This window comes from Pseudomonas anguilliseptica, assembly GCF_021375795.1.
In the GTDB taxonomy this organism is placed as follows: Bacteria; Pseudomonadota; Gammaproteobacteria; order Pseudomonadales; family Pseudomonadaceae; genus Aquipseudomonas; species Aquipseudomonas anguilliseptica_A.
Genome location: NZ_JAEIOI010000002.1, coordinates 212,374 through 226,160 on the forward strand (window position 1 = coordinate 212,374; position 13,787 = coordinate 226,160).

General features: G+C 64.3%; 15 protein-coding genes. All 15 read left to right on the top strand.

What is annotated here, in order from left to right; translation table 11 throughout:
* Positions 1-78 precede the first annotated feature (78 nt).
* The 15 genes from btuB (at position 79) to IOD17_RS19315 (ending at position 13,776) form a co-directional block, all read left to right on the top strand.
* On the top strand, positions 79-1,944 hold the full coding sequence (gene btuB / locus IOD17_RS08835) for a TonB-dependent vitamin B12 receptor (protein WP_233685211.1): 1,866 nt from the start codon (positions 79-81) through the stop codon (positions 1,942-1,944).
* A gap of 48 nt (positions 1,945-1,992) precedes the next feature.
* Positions 1,993-2,565 (top strand): hypothetical protein, encoded by a 573-nt coding sequence (locus tag IOD17_RS08840; RefSeq protein WP_233684732.1) that lies wholly within the window; start codon positions 1,993-1,995, stop codon positions 2,563-2,565.
* On the top strand, positions 2,565-3,176 hold the full coding sequence (cobO, locus tag IOD17_RS08845) for a cob(I)yrinic acid a,c-diamide adenosyltransferase (protein WP_233684733.1): 612 nt from the start codon (positions 2,565-2,567) through the stop codon (positions 3,174-3,176). The genes IOD17_RS08840 and cobO overlap by 1 nt, the downstream gene beginning before the upstream one ends.
* On the top strand, positions 3,177-4,478 hold the full coding sequence (locus IOD17_RS08850) for a cobyrinate a,c-diamide synthase (RefSeq protein ID WP_233684734.1): 1,302 nt from the start codon (positions 3,177-3,179) through the stop codon (positions 4,476-4,478).
* The gene (gene bluB / locus IOD17_RS08855; protein WP_233684735.1) at positions 4,475-5,128 is read left to right on the top strand and encodes a 5,6-dimethylbenzimidazole synthase; all 654 of its coding nucleotides are present in this window, start codon (positions 4,475-4,477) and stop codon (positions 5,126-5,128) included. Before IOD17_RS08850 ends, bluB begins: the two co-directional genes overlap by 4 nt.
* Positions 5,125-5,934 (top strand): cobalamin-binding protein, encoded by an 810-nt coding sequence (locus tag IOD17_RS08860; protein ID WP_233684736.1) that lies wholly within the window; start codon positions 5,125-5,127, stop codon positions 5,932-5,934. Before bluB ends, IOD17_RS08860 begins: the two co-directional genes overlap by 4 nt.
* Positions 5,931-6,839 (top strand): adenosylcobinamide-phosphate synthase CbiB, encoded by a 909-nt coding sequence (cbiB, locus tag IOD17_RS08865; RefSeq protein WP_233684737.1) that lies wholly within the window; start codon positions 5,931-5,933, stop codon positions 6,837-6,839. Before IOD17_RS08860 ends, cbiB begins: the two co-directional genes overlap by 4 nt.
* Positions 6,832-7,824, top strand: a complete 993-nt coding sequence (gene cobD, locus IOD17_RS08870) for a threonine-phosphate decarboxylase CobD (protein WP_233684738.1) — start codon at positions 6,832-6,834, stop codon at positions 7,822-7,824. Before cbiB ends, cobD begins: the two co-directional genes overlap by 8 nt.
* Entirely contained in the window at positions 7,821-9,269 is a 1,449-nt protein-coding gene (locus IOD17_RS08875; RefSeq protein WP_233684739.1) for a cobyric acid synthase, read from the top strand. The genes cobD and IOD17_RS08875 overlap by 4 nt, the downstream gene beginning before the upstream one ends.
* A 108-nt stretch (positions 9,270-9,377) precedes the next feature.
* Positions 9,378-9,914, top strand: coding sequence for a bifunctional adenosylcobinamide kinase/adenosylcobinamide-phosphate guanylyltransferase (gene cobU, locus IOD17_RS08880; protein WP_233684740.1), 537 nt, complete (start codon positions 9,378-9,380; stop codon positions 9,912-9,914).
* Positions 9,911-10,966 carry a nicotinate-nucleotide--dimethylbenzimidazole phosphoribosyltransferase gene (cobT, locus tag IOD17_RS08885; protein WP_233684741.1) on the top strand — a complete coding sequence of 352 codons (1,056 nt, stop codon included), beginning with the start codon at positions 9,911-9,913 and terminating at the stop codon, positions 10,964-10,966. Before cobU ends, cobT begins: the two co-directional genes overlap by 4 nt.
* Entirely contained in the window at positions 10,963-11,538 is a 576-nt protein-coding gene (cobC, locus tag IOD17_RS08890) for an alpha-ribazole phosphatase family protein (RefSeq protein ID WP_233684742.1), read from the top strand. The genes cobT and cobC overlap by 4 nt, the downstream gene beginning before the upstream one ends.
* Positions 11,535-12,266 carry an adenosylcobinamide-GDP ribazoletransferase gene (locus IOD17_RS08895; RefSeq protein ID WP_233684743.1) on the top strand — a complete coding sequence of 244 codons (732 nt, stop codon included), beginning with the start codon at positions 11,535-11,537 and terminating at the stop codon, positions 12,264-12,266. The genes cobC and IOD17_RS08895 overlap by 4 nt, the downstream gene beginning before the upstream one ends.
* Before the next feature lie 179 nt (positions 12,267-12,445).
* Positions 12,446-13,654, top strand: coding sequence for an MFS transporter (locus tag IOD17_RS08900; protein WP_233684744.1), 1,209 nt, complete (start codon positions 12,446-12,448; stop codon positions 13,652-13,654).
* Positions 13,651-13,776 carry a hypothetical protein gene (locus IOD17_RS19315; RefSeq protein ID WP_267925803.1) on the top strand — a complete coding sequence of 42 codons (126 nt, stop codon included), beginning with the start codon at positions 13,651-13,653 and terminating at the stop codon, positions 13,774-13,776. Before IOD17_RS08900 ends, IOD17_RS19315 begins: the two co-directional genes overlap by 4 nt.
* The last annotated feature ends 11 nt before the right edge of the window (positions 13,777-13,787 follow it).

Below are 13,787 nucleotides of genomic sequence, written 5' to 3' on the forward strand. Positions count from 1 at the left end.
CTGTTCTCCCATGCCTTATATCGGCAGTGTCGCGCGGGTGGCGCGACGGAGAATCAGACCTTGCTTCGCATCCTCACTATGCGTCCGCTGGCCATTGCGCTCGCGGGCTGTAGCCCATTTCTCGCGGCCCAGGCCGCAACCCTCAGCCTGGACACCCAGGTCATTACCGCAACCCGTACCGAGCAGTCAGCGGCCAGCAGTATTGCGGCGTTCAACCTGATCGAGCGTGAGCAGATCGAGCGCAGCCAGGCGCAGTCGGTGCCGGAGTTGCTCAGCCGCGTGCCGGGTATTTCCCTGAGCAACAACGGCGGCCCGGGCAAGTCGACCTCGCTGTTTATGCGCGGCAGCAACTCCAACCATGTGCTGGTACTGATCGATGGCGTCAAGGTCGGTTCGGTAACCAGCGGTGGCGCCGCGTTGCAGGATTTGCCGATTGAACTGGTTGAGCGCATCGAAGTGGTTCGCGGGCCACGCTCCAGCCTGTATGGCTCCGAGGCCATTGGCGGGGTGATTCAGATCCATACCCGCAAAGGCCAGGGCGCGGGTTTCAAGCCTTTTGCTTCGGCCGGTTATGGCAGCCAGGACACCTATCAGGGCAGCGCTGGCTTCACCGGTACGGCCGGCAGTGGCTGGTACAGCCTGGGTGTATCCGGTCTTGATACGGATGGCATCAACGTCAAGCCGGCCACGGTCAGCGGTTATGAGCAGGACCGTGACGGTTACCGCAGCCTGTCACTGGCCGCCAAGGCCGGTTACCAATTCGCCAACGGCCTGGAACTCGATGGCAGCCTGTTGCAGAGCCGCTCGCACAACGACTATGACTCGGTGAACAGCAAACGTACCGCTGGTTTCGGGGCCAATGCCGAGGGTGTGCAGAAGGTGGTGGGCGGACGGGCACGTTTCAGCCCGCTGGAGCCCTGGCTGCTGACCCTGCAGGCCGGGCGTAGCGAAGACAAGTCCGACAGCTTTCAGGACCACGCCTTCTATTCGCGATTTGACAGCCGCCGCGACTCGCTCAGTTGGCAGAACGACCTCAGCCTGGCCGATGGTCACACCCTGACCTTGGGCGCCGACTATCAGCATGACGAGGTCAACGGCACCACCGCCTATGCCCGCGACTCACGCGACAATCAGGGCTTCTTTGCCCAGTACCTGGCGCAGCTTGGCCGGCATGACCTGCAACTGAGCGTGCGTCGCGACGATGACGAACAGTTTGGCAAACATGACACCGGCAGCCTGGGCTGGGGCTATGCGCTGAGCGATACGCTGCGCCTGACGGCCAGCTACGGCACGGCCTTCAAGGCGCCGACCTTCAACCAGCTGTACTACCCCGGTTTCGGTAACCCGGATCTGCAAGCCGAAGAGTCGCGTAGCGTCGAGCTGGGGCTGGCCGGTGTGCATGACTGGGGGCACTGGTCGGTCAATGCCTACCGCAGTGAGATCGACAACCTGATCGCCACTGTGAATTCGCTGGTAGGCGGCAAGAGCCAGAGCCGCGCCGAAGGTGTCGATGAGGCGCGCATTCGCGGTGTCGAGTTGCAGCTGGGCAGCGAGTTGCTGGGCTGGGAGTGGAATGCCAATTACAGCCTGATGAGCGCCGAGAACCGCTCACAGCGCAGCAGCCGTGGCGGCATTGCTTACTACGGCAAGGAACTCAATCGGCGGCCGAGCCAGCTGTTCAACCTCGACGTTGATCGCGCCTTCGGTGATGTCAGTGTCGGTGCCAGCCTGCATGCGCAGAATTCGACCTACGACGACCTGGAAAACCAGACCGAGTTGTCCGGCTTCGCCACCCTTGATCTGCGCGGTGAATACCGCCTCAACAAGGAATGGCGCCTGCAAGCGCGGGCGGCCAACCTGCTGGATGTCGATTACCAGACCGCTGAAGGCTACAACCAGCCGGGCCAGGCGTTTTACCTGACCGTGCGTTACCAAGCCCTTTAACCCACCCGACCACCCCTGGCGGGTGGTTTATGACTCAGGAGCAGCTCCATGCCCGTTCTTTCAACCCGTACTCAGGTCCTGATTGGCATCGCCCTGGCGCTGCTGCTGGCCATTACCCGTGGCAATCACTTCGCCACGCTCAACCTGCCCAGCGCGTCCTGGGCGGTGTTCTTCCTGGCGGGCGTGCTGCTGCGCCCGCGTTGGGTATTTGCCGGGTTGTTTGCCCTGGCCAGTGCCCTGGATTTCTCCATGCTGGCCAGCGGTACGGTCACTGACTGGTGCCTGTCGCCGGCCTACTGGATGCTGGTGCCGGCTTACGCGACTCTGTGGCTGGCAGGCCGTCTGTATGCCGGCTGGCACCGCGACACCCTGCAGAGCCTGTTGTTGCTGGCTGCGGTGGTGGCGGTCAGTGCGTTCCTCTGCAACCTGCTCTCGGGTGGCGGCTTCTACTTCTTCTCCGGGCGCTATCCGGAGCCAACTCTGGCGGCCTGGTTGCCGCGCATCGCTGAGTACTACCCGCGCTTCCTGTCTTCCATGGCGCTGTATGTCGGCGTAGCCAGTGCGCTGTATATCGCCGTTCGGGCGTTTTTGGGTCAGCGCAGCAGCCTGGATATCAAATAATGACCGAGTCGAACGAGCGTGATGAGCGCCACCGTGCGCGGATGCAGCGCAAGAAAGCCCTGATCGATGAAAAGATCGCTCAGGCCCAGGATGAATACGGCCTGCTGCTGGTGCACAGCGGCAACGGCAAGGGCAAGAGCAGCAGTGCCTTCGGCATGGTGGCTCGGGCCCTTGGGCATGGTTTCAAGGTGGGCGTGGTGCAGTTCATCAAGGGCGCGGCGAGTACCGGCGAGGAGAGCTTTTTCCGGCGCTTTCCTGATGAGGTCAGCTACCACGTGATGGGCGAGGGCTTTACCTGGGAAACCCAGGATCGCCAGCGTGATATCGACAAGGCCCGTGAAGCCTGGGCCGTGGCGGTGCAGCTGTTGAGCGATCCGGCCATCGGCCTGGTGGTGCTCGATGAGCTGAATATCGCCCTCAAGTACGGCTACCTGGAACTCGACACGGTGCTCGCTGACATCGAAGCGCGGCCGCTGCTGCAGCATGTGGTGGTGACCGGTCGTGGGGCGCTGCCGGGGATGATCGAGGCGGCGGATACCGTCACCGAAATGAGCCTGGTCAAGCACGCGTTCAAGGCTGGGGTGAAGGCGCAGAAGGGAGTGGAGTTCTAGATGGAACGCGCGGCTGCCCGGCAATGCCCGGCTCTGTTGATTGCGGCTCCGGCTTCCGGCCAGGGCAAAACCACCGTGACCGCCGCCCTGGCGCGCCTGCACCGACGTGCCGGGCGCCGGGTACGGGTGTTCAAGTGCGGTCCGGACTTCCTTGACCCGATGATCCTGGCACGCGCCAGTGGCCAGCCGGTGTACCAGCTGGACCTGTGGATGATCGGTGAGGCGGAAAGCCGCCGCCTGCTCTGGGAAGCGGCGGGTGAGGCGGACCTGATTCTGATCGAAGGGGTGATGGGGCTGTTCGATGGCACGCCATCGGCTGCTGACCTGGCGCGGCGTTTTGCCGTGCCGGTTATGGCTGTGATCGACGGCAGCGCCATGGCGCAGACCTTCGGCGCATTGGCCTATGGCCTGGCCAACTTCCAGCACAACCTGCCGTTCTCCGGGGTGCTGGCCAATCGTGTCGGCAGTGAGCGGCACGCTGAGATGCTGCGTGACAGCCTGTCGCCGGCGATTCGCTGGTATGGCGCCTTGCCGCGTAGTGCGGCTGTGGAACTGCCAAGCCGGCACCTCGGGCTGGTCCAGGCGCAAGAGCTGGATGACCTCGATGCACGTCTGGACGCGGCTGCCGATGCGTTGCTGGCCAGTGCTGGAGAGTTGCTGCCGGAGCCAGTCAGTTTCGCTGCGCCTGCCGCGCTGCAATACCCGCCGCTGCTTGAAGGGGTGCGCATTGGTGTGGCCAGCGACAGCAGCTTTGCCTTTATCTACCAGGCCAACCTGGATTTGCTGCGCCAGATGGGCGCTGAACTGCTGCCGTTTTCACCGGTGCACGATCATCAGTTGCCGGAGGTCGACAGCCTCTACCTGCCCGGCGGCTACCCCGAGCTGCACCTGGCACCGCTGGCGGCCAACCAGACGATGCTGGCGGCAATTGCTGCGCACCATGCAGCGGGTAAACCGCTATTGGCCGAGTGTGGCGGCATGCTCTATCTGCTGCAGTCGCTGACCGACAAGCAGGGTGAGCGTGCCGAACTGGCCGGGCTGTTGCCGGGGCATGCACACTTGCAGACGCGTCTAGCAGCATTGGCCTTGCAGGAAGTAGAGCTGCCAGAAGGCCGTCTGCGCGGGCATACTTACCACCATTCCGTGCTGGACTGTGCCCTTGAGCCGCTGGCTCGTGGTGAATGCCCGAATTACCGGCGCACCGCCGAAGCGGTTTACCGCATCGGTCGGCTGACGGCCTCCTATATCCACTTCTACATGCCGTCCAATCCCCAGGCGGCAGCCGAGTTGTTGTTGCCATGACCGATCACGCCTTCAGCCCCGCAGAACGCGCTGCGGTGTACCGCGCCATCGCCGAGCGCCGCGATATGCGCCACTTCGTCGGTGGTGAGGTGGCTCCGCAGTTGCTTGCGCGTTTGCTGGAGGCGGCGCACCAGGCGCCCAGTGTCGGCTTGATGCAGCCCTGGCGGTTTATCCGCATCACTCGGCCTGCTTTGCGTGAGGCGATCCATGGCTTGGTGGAGGCCGAGCGGGTGCGTACAGCCGAGGCGCTGGGTGAGCGCGCTGATGCGTTCATGCAGCTCAAGGTTGAAGGCATTCGTGACTGCGCCGAGTTGTTGGTGGTGGCCTTGATGGATCAGCGCGAGTCGCACATCTTTGGGCGTCGCACCCTGCCGGAAATGGACCTGGCGTCACTGGCCTGCGCCATCCAGAACCTCTGGCTGGCGGCGCGGGCCGAAGGGTTGGGCCTGGGGTGGGTGTCACTGTTCGAGCCGCAGGCGCTGGCTGCGCTGCTGCATATGCCCAGCGGCAGCAAACCGCTGGCGGTGCTTTGCCTGGGACCGGTCAGCGAGTTTTACAGCGAGCCGATGCTGGTGCAGCAAGGCTGGGCCACACCCCGGCCACTGGCCGAGCTGCTGTTCGAAAACAGCTGGGGCGAGGCGCAGGCATGAGTGCAGCGAGCAAGGGCCCGCAGCGCATTGTCTGCCTGTCCACGGAAACCTGCGAAACCCTTTATCTGCTGGGTGAGCAGCGGCGCATCGTGGGCATTTCCGGTTTCACCGTAAGGCCGCCCCAGGCGCGCAAGGAAAAGCCCAAGGTCAGCGGCTTTACCACGGCGCGGCTGGACAAGATTCTCGCGGTTCAGCCCGATCTGGTGCTGGGCTACTGCGACCTGCAGGCGGACATCGCCGCCGAGCTGGCTCGCGAAGGTCTGGAGGTGCACCTGTTCAACCAGCGCGATGTCGCCGGCATCCTGCGCATGATCGAAACCCTCGGCGCTCTGGTGCATGCCAGTGCGCGTGCCGAGCAACTGGTGGCTGAGCTGCAGGCTGGTATGCGGCAGGTTGCCGAACAGGCCGCGCAACTGCTGCGGCGGCCACGGGTGTATTTTGAAGAGTGGAACGAGCCACTGATCAGCGGCATTGGCTGGGTCAGCGAGCTGATCGAACTGGCCGGGGGCGAGGACTGCTTTGCCGAACTGGCGGCTTTCAAGCGTGCGCGCGAGCGGGTCATCGCGGATCCGCAAGAGGTCTTGCAGCGTGCGCCGGAGCTGATCATCGGTTCCTGGTGCGGCAAGCGCTTCCGTCCCGAGCAGGTGGCCGCGCGCGAGGGGTGGCAGGCGCTGCCGGCCGTGCGCAACGGTCAGCTGCATGAGATCAAATCAGCGGACATTCTCCAGCCCGGCCCAGCTGCCCTGAGCGATGGCCTGCGTCAGCTGCATGCGCTGATTCGAGGCTGTGCGGAGGTTGGCGCGTGAGCCTGGCGCTAAGCGCACTGGCCGGTGTGGCACTGGATGCCGTGCTCGGTGAGCCCAAGGGCTGGCACCCGCTGGTGGCCTTCGGTCGTCTGGCCACGCGTATCGAGCAGCGCTTCAACCCCGCCGGTGCCGGTTGGCGCAGCCACGGCGTCACGGCCTGGTGCCTGGCGGTGTTGCCGCTGACCCTGCTCACTTGGCTGCTCAGTGAGATCAGCGGGCTGGGGTGGGCAGTGGAAATTCTCGCCTTGTACGCCGCCCTGGGCCTGAAAAGCCTGGGCGAGCATGCGCTGCCGGTGGCGCAGGCGCTGCGCCTGGGTGATCTGGCCCTGGCCCGCGAGCGGGTCGGTTATATGGTCAGCCGTAATACCGCGCAGCTGGATGCCACGGGTGTGGCCCGCGCCGGCAGCGAGTCGGTGCTGGAAAACGGTAGCGATGCGGTGTTTGCCGCGTTGTTCTGGTTCCTCCTGGCCGGTGCGCCGGGCGTGGTGTTGTACCGCCTGAGCAATACCCTGGACGCCATGTGGGGGTACCGTAACGAACGCTTCGAGCGCTTCGGCTGGGCCGCTGCGAAAATCGACGATGCACTCAATTACCTGCCCGCTCGGCTGGTTGCCCTGACCTATGCGGTGTTGGGCAAAACCCTGCTGGCGCTGCATTGCTGGCGCACCCAGGCACCGCTGTGGGACAGTCCCAATGCCGGCCCGGTGATGGCGGCTGGGGCAGGGGCGCTGGGCATCAGCCTGGGCGGCGCGGCGGAATATCACGGTGAGGTGCATGTGCGGCCTGATCTGGGTGCGGGGCCGCCGCCCCAGGCGCGGGATATCGAGCGGGCCGTCAATCTGGTCTATGGTGGCGTGCTGCTATGGCTGGTTCTGCTGCTTTTCTGGATGCTTTTTTATGCTTGAACATGGTGGCCGCCTACGCGCGGCTTCGCTGCGTTATGGCATTGCCTTGGCGGAATGGCTGGACCTGTCCACCGGGATTGCGCCCTATGGCTGGCCTTTGCCCGCCATCCCGGCCAGTGCCTGGGCGCGCTTGCCCGAACAGCAGGACGGCCTGGAAATCGCCGCACGCGATTACTACGGCGTGGCCAACCTGCTACCGGTGGCCGGCTCGCAAGCGGCGATCCAGGCGTTGCCACGTTTGCTGCGCAACGTCACGGTGGGCATCGTGTCGCCGGCCTATGCCGAGCACGCGGCGGCCTGGCAGCGCGAAGGGCATCGTCTGCTGGAAATCAGCGAAGGGGCGGTCGAGCGGGCGCTGGAACGCATTGATGTGCTGTTGCTGGTCAATCCGAACAACCCCACCGGGCGCTGCATTGAACCTGCGCGCTTGCTGGAGTGGCATCGGCGTTTGGCTGAGCGTGGCGGCTGGCTGGTGGTGGACGAGGCGTTTATCGACTGCACGCCTGCATTCAGCCTGGCGGCGTTCAGCGAGCTGCCGGGGCTGATCGTACTGCGCTCCTTTGGCAAATTCTTCGGTTTGGCGGGCATTCGCCTGGGCTTCGTCCTGGCGCAGCCGCAGCTGCTGGCGCAACTGGACGAGTTGCTTGGCCCTTGGGCCATCAGTGGGCCGAGCCGGGTGGTGGCCACGGCGTTGTTACAGGACCTGGCCGGCCAGCAGGTGCAGCGTGAACGGCTGCTGGCTGATGGTGAGCGGCTGTTGGCGTTGTTGCTTGAGCATGGCCTGAGCCCAACGGGCGGCTGTGCGCTGTTCCAGTTCTGTTGCACGCCGCAGGCCGCCTTGCTGCATGAGTTTCTCGCCCTGCAAGGCATTCTTACCCGCCTGTTTGAAGCACCGCTGAGTCTGCGTTTCGGCCTGCCGCCCGATGAAGCCGGCTGGCAGCGTTTGCAGCAGGCACTTGCTGCCTTTAGTGGGGAAATTGCATGACCACCCTGATGGTACAGGGCACCACCTCCGATGCCGGCAAGAGCACCCTGGTGACGGCGCTGTGCCGCTGGCTCAAGCGCCAGGGCGTCAGCGTGGTGCCGTTCAAACCGCAGAATATGGCGCTCAACAGCGCCGTCACCGCCGACGGCGGCGAGATCGGCCGCGCCCAGGCAGTGCAGGCCCAGGCCGCAGGCTTACCGCCTCACACCGACATGAATCCGGTGCTGCTCAAGCCCAACAGTGACATTGGCGCCCAGGTGATCATCCACGGCCGCGCGCTAAGCAGCATGGATGCAGTGGCTTACCACGATTACAAGAAGGTGGCGATGCAGGCCGTGCTGCAGTCACACCAGCGCCTCAGCGTCGCTTATCCGGTGGTGATGGTCGAGGGTGCCGGCTCGCCAGCGGAGATCAATCTGCGTGCCGGCGATATCGCCAATATGGGCTTTGCCGAGGCGGTGGATTGCCCGGTGATCCTGATTGCCGATATCGACAAGGGCGGGGTATTTGCCCATCTGGTCGGCACCCTGGCATTGCTTTCCGAGAGCGAACAGGCGCGGGTGCAGGGCTTTGTGATCAACCGCTTTCGCGGCGATATCGCCTTGCTGCAACCGGGGCTGGATTGGTTGGAGCAGCGCACCGGCAAACCGGTATTGGGGGTCTTGCCCTACCTGATGGATTTCCACCTTGAAGCCGAGGATGCCATCGACACGCGCCAGAGCGCCAAGGCGGCCGAGCGGATCAAGGTGGTGGTGCCGGTGCTGCCGCGTATCAGCAACCACACCGATTTCGACCCGCTGCGCCTGCACCCGCAAGTCGAGCTGACCTTTGTCGGGCCTGGCCAGGCGATTCCAGCGGCAGACCTGATTATCCTGCCCGGCTCGAAAAGCGTGCGCAGCGATCTGGCGTTTCTGCGTGAGCAGGGTTGGCCAGACGCTATCGCCAGGCACCTGCGTTACGGTGGCAAGCTGCTGGGTATCTGCGGCGGGCTGCAGATGCTCGGCACGCAGATTGATGATCCGCACGGCCTTGAAGGGGCGGTAGGTTCCAGTGATGGATTGGGCCTACTGGCATTTACCACAGTACTGGAGCCGCAGAAGCAGCTGCGTAATGTACGCGGCCAGTTGTGCCTCGGGGATGCGCCGGTCAGCGGTTACGAGATTCATGCCGGGGTCAGTACGGGTATCGGCCTAAACGCTGCCGTGCGCCTGGATGATGGGCGCAGTGACGGCGCGTTGAGTGCTGATGGCCAAGTGCTCGGCACCTATCTGCATGGTCTGTTTGAAGGCATCGAGGCGTGCAGCGCCTTGCTGCGTTGGGCTGGGTTACGCGAGGTGCAGACGGTGGATTACCACGCCTTGCGTGAGCGCGATATCGAGCGTTTGGCCGATCTGGTCGAGGCGCATCTGGATACGGCAAAACTGCGAACGTTATGTGGCCTGTGACGCACGACGACCCGCTTTAGTCGCGAAATGGCTGAGCCAAACGTGTCGCGGCTAAAGCGCATCCCGCAGTAATTCTTCGTCACCCGTTGCAATCAGAAGGTTATCGATATGCATGAACTGATTCTCGGTGGTGCCCGCTCCGGCAAGAGCCGTCTGGCCGAGCGGCTGGCGGCTGAGTCTGGCCTGGCAGTGACCTATATCGCCACCAGTCAGCCGTTGGATGGTGAGATGAGCGCGCGTATTCGCCATCACCAGGAACACCGGCCGCTACATTGGGGGCTGGTGGAAGAGCCGCTGGCGCTGGCGCGGGTGCTGCGCGAACAGGCCGCTGCGGATAAATGCCTGCTGGTTGATTGCCTGACCCTGTGGCTGACCAATCTGTTGATGCAAGACGATGAAGCGCGACTGCAAGCCGAGCGCGATGCACTGCTCGACTGCCTGGCGAGCCTGCCGGGGCGGATTATTCTGGTCAGCAATGAAACCGGTATGGGTGTGGTGCCGTTGGGCGAGTTGACCCGGCGTTATGTCGATGAGGCGGGCTGGTTGCACCAGGCCCTGGCCGAGCGTTGCCAGCGCGTGCTGTTCTGCGTCGCTGGCTTGCCGATGCGGCTCAAGGGCGCAGCACTGGAAGGAGAGACGTTATGAGTCTGCAATGGTGGCAGGGCCCTTGCCAGCCCCTGGATCATGTGGCCCGCCACAAGGCGCTGGCGCGTCAGCAGCAACTCACCAAACCTGCCGGCTCGCTCGGCCAACTGGAACGCCTGGCGATTCAGCTGGCCGCTCTGCAGGGCCGTGAGCGACCGAGTGTGGCGCAGGTGGCCATCAGCATTTTTGCCGGCGATCACGGCATTGTCGCCGAGGGCGTTTCGGCCTTTCCCCAGGCGGTCACCGGGCAGATGCTGCGCAACTTCGTCGCGGGTGGTGCCGCCATCAGCGTGCTGGCCCGGCAGCTGAATGCCACGCTGGAGGTGATTGACCTGGGCACCGCCTTGCCGCTGGAACCGCTGCCAGGGGTGCGCCATCTGCATGTCGGCGCCGGTACGCAGAACTTCCTGCAAGGCCCGGCCATGACCCCGGCGCAATTGCTGATCGCCCTGGAAGCCGGACGCGACAGCCTGCTGCGTGCTCAGCAGAACGGCTGCGAGCTGTTTATCGGCGGGGAGATGGGTATCGGCAATACCACCGCCGCCACCGCCCTGGCGTGCTGGTTGCTGGACTGCCCGGCGGCCGAGCTGGTCGGCCCCGGCACAGGGCTGGATGCCACGGGGGTGGCGCACAAGGCGCAGGTGGTCGAAGCAGGGTTGCTGCTGCATCGTCCCACTATCGCTGAGCCGATGCAGGCCTTGCAGGTCTTTGCCGGCTTCGAGATGGCGGCACTGGTTGGCGCTTATCTGGCCTGTGCGCAACAGGGCATCGTGGCGTTGGTTGATGGTTTTATCTGCACGGTGGCGGCATTGCTCGCTGTGCGGCTCAACCCGGCTTGTCGCGAGTGGATGCTGTTTGCCCATCGCGGCGCAGAACCTGGCCACCAGCGCGTGCTCCAGGCGCTGCAGGCCGAACCGCTGCTCGATCTGGGCCTGCGCCTGGGCGAGGGCAGTGGCGCGGCGTTGGCGCTGCCGCTGTTGCAACTGGCCTGTAGCCTGCACAACGACATGGCCACCTTTGCCGAGGCGGCCGTGGCCGAGCGCCCGCAATGACGGTCTATCTGGAGCTGCTGCGCCACGGGGAAACCGAACTGGGCGGCGGCCTGCGCGGCAGCACGGACGATGCCCTGACTGCAACCGGCTGGGCGCAGCTGCGCACGGCGGTGGCTGACGGCAGTCGCTGGGATCGCTTGATCAGCTCACCTTTGCAGCGTTGTGCACGCTTTGCCGAAGAGTTGGCCGCGCAGCACGGTGTGCCGCTCAGTCTGGAGCCCGATCTACAGGAACTGCATTTTGGCGCGTGGGAAGGGCGCAGTACCGCCGAGCTGATGCAGACCAGCGCAGAAGACCTGGGCCGTTTCTGGCGCGATCCCTATGGCTTTACCCCGCCCGAAGGCGAACCGCTGCTGGCATTCGAGGCGCGGGTGCTTGGTGCGCTGCAGCGCTTGCAGGCACGCCATGCCGGCGAGCGCCTGCTGTTGGTGACTCATGGTGGGGTGATCCGCCTGTTGCTGGCACGCGCCCGTGGTCTGCCGCGCAATGATCTGCTGCAGGTAGCGGTCGGCCACGCCGAGCGCTATCAGCTGCGCCTGGATGAACAAGGGCAGCTGTGGGAGCGCACATGACGTCCTGGTGGATTGCCCTGCAATTTCTTACCCGCCTGCCGGTGACCCTGGCCGGCAGGCCGACGCCTGAGCAGGTCGGCCGCTCGCTGTTGTTCTATCCGCTGGTGGGGCTGCTGATCGGCCTGTTGTTGCTTGCCGCGCAACACCTGCTGGGCGATAGCGCGGTGCTGCTGCAGGCAGCCTTGTTACTGGCGCTGTGGGTGGGCATCAGCGGCGGCCTGCATCTGGATGGCCTGGCGGACAGCGCCGATGCCTGGGTTGGCGGCTTCGGCGATAAACAACGCACCCTGGACATCATGAAGGACCCGCGCAGCGGGCCGATTGCCGTGGTGGTGCTGGTACTGCTGCTGTTACTCAAGTTCGCCGCCCTGGCGACCATACTGGAAAACGGCTCGACGCTGCTGCTGGTTCTGCTGCCCTGGCTGGCGCGCTGCCTGTTGCCGCTGCTGTTTCTGACCACGCCCTATGTGCGCGCTGGCGGTCTGGGGCAGGCTTTGGCTGAGCATTTGCCGCGTCAGCAACTGCCTTGGGTACTCGGCGCCAATGCTCTGGCCATGTTGCTGTTTGGCTGGCCGGCGCTGCTGGCCTGGTTGGTTGCAGCGGCCGTGTTTATCTATCTGCGTGCGCTGATGTGCCAGCGCCTTGGTGGCACTACGGGCGACACTGCCGGCGCGCTGCTGGAAATAGTCGAGTGTGCCGTGTTGCTAACCTTGGCCCTGGCGATCTGATGGCGCGGCGGCGACTGTGCTGCCAACAAAGCGAGCAACTGTGCCTGTGCCTTGATCAATAGCCGGCATATACCTGCTGATCGCCGTCTCGACACTCAGGCCGACAGTCCGCCTGAGTAGTGTGCTGACAACTGCATTACCTTCACAGCCGCCAACGGCTGTCCCTGGGAGATCGACACATGACAAGCGCAAGGCGCTCTGCCACCTGGTTGCTGCTGGGCGCATCGCTGATTCTGGCGCTGTCGCTGGGCATCCGGCATGGTTTTGGCCTGTTTCTGCCACCGATGAGCAGTGAGTTTGGCTGGGGACGGGAAGTCTTTGCCTTTGCCATCGCCCTGCAAAACCTGATCTGGGGGCTGACCCAGCCGTTTACCGGGGCCCTGGCCGACCGTTTTGGCGCGCGCCGCACGGTGATTGTCGGTGGTGTCCTGTATGCCATTGGGCTGCTCTGCATGGGCCTGGCTGACTCGCCCTTGAGCTTGTCGCTGAGCGCCGGGGTGCTGATTGGCATCGGCCTGTCCGGCACTTCGTTCTCGGTGATTCTGGGTGCGGTGGGGCGTGCGGTACCCATGGAGAAACGCAGTATGGCCATGGGCATTGCTGCGGCGGCCGGCTCGTTCGGTCAGTTCGCCATGCTGCCCGGTACCCTGGGCCTGTTGAGTTGGCTGGGCTGGTCAGTGGCGTTGATGGCGTTGGGCTTGCTGGTGGCCCTGATCGTGCCACTGGCGGCGATGCTCAAGGACACGCCGCTGCCGCTCACCGGTCAGGAGCAGAGCCTCGGCGAAGCCTTGCGCGAGGCTTGCAGCCACTCGGGGTTCTGGCTGTTGGCGTTGGGCTTTTTCGTCTGCGGCTTTCAGGTGGTGTTTATTGGCGTGCACCTGCCGGCCTATCTGGTCGATCAGCACCTGCCAGCGCTGGTCGGCACTACGGTGCTGGCCCTGGTGGGCCTGTTCAATATCTTTGGCACCTATATCGCCGGTTGGCTGGGCGGGCGGATGTCCAAACCACGCTTGCTCAGCGCACTGTACCTGGCACGGGCGGTGGTGATTGTGGCGTTTATCCTGACGCCGCTGAGCGTCTGGAGCGCTTATGCCTTTGGTGTGGCAATGGGCTTGCTGTGGCTGTCCACGGTGCCGCTGACCAATGGCACCGTGGCGACCCTGTTCGGCGTACGCAACCTGTCGATGCTGGGCGGCATCGTGTTTCTGTTCCATCAGCTGGGGGCATTTCTCGGCGGCTGGATGGGCGGCTATCTGTATGACCATACCGGCAGCTATGATCTGGTTTGGCAGATTGCCGTGCTGCTCAGCTTGTTGGCGGCTGCCTTGAACTGGCCGGTGCGCGAGCAGCCGGTGGCCCGCTTGCAACAACAGGAGGCGAGTGCGTGAATATCGAGTATGGCTGGAGCGCCGCGCTGATGATGGGCGGCATGTTGACCCTGGGCCTGGCCTGGTGGGGCTGGCTGCAAGGTGGCCTGGCGTTTCTGCAATTGGGGCTGGGTGTCTGTTAACTGCTATAAGC